The sequence below is a fragment of the Sphingomonas sp. Leaf30 genome (assembly GCF_001422525.1).
Classification (GTDB): Bacteria; Pseudomonadota; Alphaproteobacteria; order Sphingomonadales; family Sphingomonadaceae; genus Sphingomonas; species Sphingomonas aerolata.
Genome location: NZ_LMKZ01000018.1, coordinates 558305 through 564255, shown reverse-complemented (window position 1 = coordinate 564255; position 5951 = coordinate 558305). Strand labels below are relative to the sequence as shown.

Here is a 5951-nt window from a genome sequence, read left to right as displayed (position 1 = left end):
CGGCCGTAGCTTACGCTACGGCCTCGCCCGGTCGGACTCAGATGTGGATCGGCTTGCCCTGTACTGCCATCGCCGCTTCCTTGAGCGCCTCGGCATGCGTCGGATGCGCGTGGCAGGTGTAGGCGATGTCTTCGCTGGTCGCGCCGAATTCCATCGCGATGGCGGCTTCGGCGATCAGCGTGCCGGCGAGGCTCGAGACGATCCAGACGCCCAGCACGCGATCGGTCTTCGCATCCGCGATGACCTTGACGAAGCCGTCGGTGTCGCGGTTGGTCTTGGCGCGGCTGTTGGCGGCGAAGGGGAACTTGCCGACCTTGATGCCACCCGATTCGGCGGTCATGTCCTTCGCGGCTTCCTCGGTGAGGCCGACGCCAGCGATCTCGGGCATCGTGTAGACGACGGACGGGATGACGTCCTCGTTGACGATGCCGGTCTGGCCGGCGATGTTCTCGGCCACCGCGACGCCCTCGTCCTCCGCCTTGTGCGCGAGCATCAGGCCGGGGACGCAGTCGCCGATCGCCCACACGCCGTCGACCTTGGTCTTGAAGCTGTGGTCGGTCTCGATCTGGCCGCGCTTGTTGAGCTCGAGGCCGATGGCTTCGAGGTTGAGGCCGTCGACATTGGCCTTGCGGCCGATCGAGACGAGCACCGCGTCGGCGGTCATCGTCTCGGACGCGCCGCCGGCGGCGGGCTCGACGGTGACGGTCGCGACGCCGTTGTCGACGGTCACGCCGGTGACCTTGGTCGAGAGCTTGAGCTCCATGCCCTGCTTCTTGAAGAGCTTGGCGCTCTCACGGCGGACTTCGCCGTCGAAGCCGGGGAGGATCTGGTCGACGAATTCGACGACGGTCACCTTCGCGCCGAGGCGACGCCAGACGCTGCCGAGCTCGAGACCGATCACGCCGCCGCCGATGACGACCATGTGCTCGGGCACCTTGGGGAGCGCGAGCGCGCCGGTCGAGTCGACGACCGTGGTCTGGTCGACCGCGACGCCGGGGAGCGGCATGACGCTCGAGCCGGTGGCGATGACGATGTTCTTCGCGGTGACCGTCTGGCCGTTGACGTCGACGGTGTGCGCGTCCTGGAACGCGGCCTTGCCCTTGAGCCAGGTCACCTTGTTCTTCTTGAACAGGAATTCGACGCCGCCGGTCAGTTCCTTGACGGCCTTGGCCTTCTCGGCGTGCATCTGGTCGAGGTTGAGCGAGACGCCCTGGAAATCGATGCCGAACTTGGTGAGGTGGCCGCTCTTGGCCTCCTCGTAGATTTCGGACGCGTGGAGCAGCGCCTTGGACGGGATGCAGCCGACGTTGAGGCAGGTGCCGCCGAGCGTGTCGCGGCTCTCGGCGCAGGCGGTGCGCAGCCCGAGCTGCGCGGCGCGGATCGCGGCGACGTAGCCGCCGGGGCCTGCGCCGATTACGAGGACGTCATAGTCATAGTCAGCCATTGTCGCTTCTCTCTTACTTCCCCGGCGCAGGCCGGGGCCCAGTTGGGAGATATATGGGGAGGGCGAAGCGCTTCGTCACCGCGGCCTTCCCCACTGGGCCCCGGCCTGCGCCGGGGTGGTTAGATATTTACAGGTCGATCAGGATCCGCGTCGGGTCTTCGATCGCGTTCTTGAGCGCGACGAGGAACGTCACGGCTTCGCGGCCGTCGATCAGGCGGTGATCGTAGCTGAGCGCGAGGTACATCATCGGGCGGATGACGATCTGGCCGTTCACGACGACCGGGCGCTCCTCGATGCGGTGGAGGCCGAGGACCGCGGACTGGGGCGGGTTGATGATCGGGGTCGACATCAGCGAGCCGAACACGCCGCCGTTCGAGATGGTAAAGGTGCCGCCCTTCATCTCGTCCATCTTGAGCGCGCCGTCCTTGGCGCGCTTGCCGAAGTCGCCGATCGTCTTCTCGATCGTCGCGACCGACATCTGGTCGGCATCGCGGATCACGGGGACGACGAGGCCGCCCGGCGACGAGACCGCGACCGAGATGTCGGCATAGTCGTGATAGACGATGTCGTCGCCGTCGATCGACGCGTTGACGCTGGGGATGTCGCGCAGCGCCATGGTCGCGGCCTTCACGAAGAAGCCCATGAAGCCCAAGCGGACGCCGTGCTTCTTCTCGAACAGGTCCTTGTACTTGGCGCGCGCCTCGATCACCGCGGTCATGTCGACGTCGTTGAACGTCGTCAGCATCGCGGCGGTGTTCTGCGCTTCCTTGAGGCGCTTGGCGATCGTCTGGCGCAGGCGCGTCATGCGGACGCGCTCTTCGCCGCGACCCGAGGCTGCGGGGGCTGCGGCCGGTGCGGGCGCGGGTGCTGCGGCAGGCGCGGGCTTGCTCGAGGCGGCGGCGGTCACGTCTTCCTTGGTGATGCGACCGTCGCGACCGGTGCCCTTGACGGTGCCGGGGTCGACGCCGTGCTCGAGCACCGCGCGGCGAACCGACGGCGAGAGTGCTGCGGGCGAGTCGCTGGTGCCGGCGCCGGGCTGGTCGCCGTAGCCTGCGCCGGACTCGTCCTTGGCGGGCGCCGCGGGCGTTGCGGTCACGGCGGGCTCGGGTGCCTTTGCAGGAGCGGCAGCGGCGCCGTCGCCCGAGTCGATCGTGGCGAGCATCGCGCCGACCTGCACCGTGTCGCCGACCGCGACCGCGTGCTGGCCCATGACGCCGGCGACCGGCGAGGGCACCTCGACCGAGACCTTGTCGGTCTCGAGGCTGGCGATGGGCTCGTCGACGGCGACGGGGTCGCCGGGCTGCTTCAGCCACTCGCCGAGGGTGGCTTCGGTGATCGATTCACCCAGGACGGGGACGGTGACTTCGGTTGCCATTTTCTCGGTTCCTCCACCCCGGCGTAGGCCGGGGTCCAGTTACGAAACGCTGATTGGCCGGCGTTTCGCTCAATTATATCTACCATCCCAACTGGGCCCCGGCTTGGGTCCCATCAAAGTATTACTTTGATGGGTGCCCCTTCGCCGGGGTGGTAGAAAAGGTTCAGTTCGCGCGGGTGCGGCGGATTTCGTCGCGGACGCTGTGGCCGAGTGCGTCGGCGACGAGTGCGCCCTGCTCGGCCTGGTGACGCTTCATCAGGCCGGTCGCGGGCGAGGCCGAGGCGCTGCGCCCGGCGTAGCGCGCACGCTTGACCGGCGAATTCACGCTGGCCAGCGCCTCCTCGATCAGCGGCTCGACGAAGAACCAGTAGCCGTTGTTCTTCGGCTCTTCCTGCGCCCAGACGATCTCTTCCAGGTTCGGCATCTTGGCGACGCGCTCGGCGATCGGGTTGCCGGGGAAGGGATAGAGCTGTTCGACGCGGACGATCTGCGTGTCGGTGTCGCCCGCCGCATCGCGCGCCTCGATCAGGTCGTACGCGACCTTGCCGGTGCACAGGACGAGACGCTTTGTGTCGACATCCGCCGCACCGTTGGTGTCGGACAGGAGGCGACGGAAGTGGCTGTCGCCCTGGAAGTCCTCGGCGTTCGACACCGCGAGCTTGTGACGGAGCAACGACTTGGGCGTCATCACGATCAGGGGCTTGCGGAAGTTGCGGTGCATCTGCCGGCGGAGCAGGTGGAAATAATTCGCCGGGCTGGTGCAGTTCGCGACCTGGATATTGTCGTCCGCGCAGGACTGGAGGAAGCGCTCGGGACGGGCCGAGCTGTGCTCGGGCCCCTGCCCTTCATAGCCATGCGGGAGCAGCATCACGAGGCCGTTGGCGCGAAGCCACTTCGACTCGCCCGACGTGATGAACTGATCGATCATGATCTGCGCGCCGTTGACGAAATCGCCGAACTGCGCCTCCCAGAGGACGAGCGTCTTCGGGTCGGCGAGCGCATAGCCGTACTCGAAGCCGAGCACGCCATATTCGGACAGCGGGCTGTCGAGCACTTCGAAATTGCCGTGCTCGATTTCCTGAAGCGGCACGTACTTGTGCTCGTCGGTCTGGTCGACCCAGACCGCGTGACGCTGCGAGAAGGTGCCGCGGCCCGAATCCTGGCCGGACAGGCGGACGCCGTACCCTTCGGAGAGCAGGCCGCCGAAGGCGAGCGCCTCGCCGGTCGCCCAGTCGAAGCCCTTGCCCGACTTGAACATCTCGCGCTTGGCGTCGAGCACGCGCGCGAGCGTCTTGTGGATCTTCACGCTCTCGGGAACGGTCGTCAGCGTGCGGCCGAGCGAGTCGAACAGCTTCTGGCTGAGACCCGTCTCGACGTTGCGGCGCGCGGACGCACCGTCGGTCGGCGCGCTGAGGCCGGTCCAGCGACCACCGAACCAGTCCGCCTTGTTCGGCTTGTACGACGCACCCGCCTCGAACTCACCCTCGAGACGGAGCGTGAGCTGCTTCACATTCTCGTCGATCCAGGGCTGGTCGATGACGCCTTCCTTGATCAGGCGGTTGCCATAGACCGAGCTGACGCCGGGATGCTTGCGGATGATGTCGTACATCAGCGGCTGGGTGAAGGAGGGCTCGTCGCCCTCGTTGTGACCGAAGCGGCGATAGCACCACATGTCGATGACGATGTCGCGGTGGAACTTCTGACGGAATTCCATCGCCATCTTGGTGGCGAAGGTCACCGCCTCGGGATCGTCGCCATTGACGTGGAAGACCGGCGCCTGGACGCCCTTGGCGACGTCCGACGGGTAGGGCGACGAGCGCGCGAACTGCGGGCTGGTCGTGAAGCCGACCTGGTTGTTGATGATGAAGTGGACGCAGCCGCCGGTGTTGTAGCCGCGAATGCCCGAGAAGCCGAGGCACTCCCAGACGATCCCCTGCCCCGCGAACGCCGCGTCGCCGTGGATCAGCACGGGGAGCGAGGCGACATGGTCCTTGAGGTCGTTGTTGAGCGTTTGGATCGCGCGCGTCTTGCCGAGCACGACCGGATCGGCCGCCTCGAGATGCGAGGGGTTGGCGACAAGGCTCATATGAACCTTGTGGCCGTCGAACTCGCGGTCGGTGCTGGTGCCGAGATGATACTTCACGTCGCCCGAGCCGCCGATGTCATCGGGGTTGGCCGAGCCGCCGGCGAATTCGTGGAAGATGACGCGGAGCGGCTTGGCCATCACGTTGGCGAGCACGTTCAGACGACCGCGATGCGCCATGCCGATGACGATCTCGCGCACGCCCATCTGGCCGCCGTATTTGATGACCGATTCGAGCGCGGGGATCATCGATTCGCCGCCGTCGAGCCCGAAGCGCTTCGTGCCGACATACTTCTTGCCGAGGAACTTCTCCCACTGCTCGGCTTCGATGACCTTGTTGAGGATCGCCTTCTTGCCGTCGACGGAGAACTCGATCGCCTTGTCCTGGCCCTCCATGCGCTCCTGGAGGAAGCGGCGCTCCTCGACATCGGCGATGTGCATGTATTCGAGGCCGACATTGCCGCAATAATTCTTGCGCAGCGTGTCGACGAGCTCGCGGATGGTCGCCCATTCGAAGCCCATCGTGCCGCCGAGATAGACCTTGCGGTCGATGTCGGCGTCGGAGAAGCCGTGATATTCGGTCTTGAGATCCTCGGGCATCTCGCGCTTCGAGAGGCCGAGCGGATCGAGATTGGCGGCGAGGTGACCGCGGACGCGGTAGGTGCGGATCAGCAGCTGCGCGCGGATCGCGTCGGCCGCGGCCTTGGCGATCTCGTCCTTCGAGACGGGCGCGGGCGCGGCGGCGGCGGGCGCGGGCTTGCCACCACCCTTTGCGGGCTTGGGCGCGGGCTCCATCTGGGTCGGGTCGAGCGCCGAGGTCAGGTCGTCCGTGGTGGTCAGCGGCCAGCGCGCGCTTTCCCAGCTCGGGCCCTGCGCGGAGCCTTCGAGCCCCTCGAAGAACGTCCGCCAGCCCGATTCGACCGAGGCCGGATCGGCGGTGAACTTGGCGTAGAGCGTCTCTACGAACGCCGGGCTGACGCCGGCTGCGATATCGCTGAAATCCTGGCCTTCGTAGCCCATCGTTCTCGTCCTCAGTGCCCTCTCCCCGC

Annotated in this window: 3 protein-coding genes; all 3 read right to left on the bottom strand. The window is 66.7% G+C overall.

Annotation, left to right across the window (positions count from 1 at the left end):
• Positions 1 to 37: 37 nt before the first annotated feature.
• The 3 genes from lpdA to ASE89_RS16300 all read right to left on the bottom strand — a co-directional run bounded on the left by lpdA (position 38) and on the right by ASE89_RS16300 (position 5922).
• Positions 38 to 1444, bottom strand: a complete 1407-nt coding sequence (gene lpdA, locus ASE89_RS16310; protein WP_056679819.1) for a dihydrolipoyl dehydrogenase — start codon at positions 1442 to 1444, stop codon at positions 38 to 40.
• Between the two features lie 127 nt (positions 1445 to 1571).
• A complete protein-coding gene (gene odhB, locus ASE89_RS16305) occupies positions 1572 to 2819 on the bottom strand; it encodes a 2-oxoglutarate dehydrogenase complex dihydrolipoyllysine-residue succinyltransferase (protein ID WP_056679816.1) in 1248 nt (415 codons plus the stop codon).
• A 163-nt stretch (positions 2820 to 2982) separates the two neighbouring features.
• A complete protein-coding gene (locus tag ASE89_RS16300; RefSeq protein ID WP_056679813.1) occupies positions 2983 to 5922 on the bottom strand; it encodes a 2-oxoglutarate dehydrogenase E1 component in 2940 nt (979 codons plus the stop codon).
• Positions 5923 to 5951: the final 29 nt, after the last annotated feature.